The sequence below is a fragment of the Sandaracinomonas limnophila genome (assembly GCF_004005965.1).
Taxonomy (GTDB): Bacteria; Bacteroidota; Bacteroidia; order Cytophagales; family Spirosomataceae; genus Sandaracinomonas; species Sandaracinomonas limnophila.
Genome location: NZ_SACY01000023.1, coordinates 1 through 255 on the forward strand (window position 1 = coordinate 1; position 255 = coordinate 255).

At 37.3% G+C, this 255-nt stretch carries 1 protein-coding gene; it reads left to right on the forward strand.

Annotated features, from left to right (window positions below; translation table 11 throughout):
- On the forward strand, positions 1–255 hold a 255-nt coding region (locus EOJ36_RS12015), incomplete at both ends, for a hypothetical protein (protein WP_238944491.1).

Genomic DNA, 255 nt, shown 5'->3' on the forward strand with positions numbered 1-255 from the left:
TATTAAGATCAACTAACCAAGATACAACTTTGGTGGGTCGTTTGGATCGTGAAATTTCAAGAGCAACACAATCAGAGGCATTAAAAGAGTTATTGGCTAATAAAGCAACAGGCATTACAGATGCAACAAATAATGATACGAATTATCCGACAGTAAAGGCTATTAAAGGATATGTAGATGGCGCAGTTTCAGTATTGAGTACATCAGATTCAACCTCAGCATGGATTACCAGAGAAAGAAATCGAGCGATTAGTC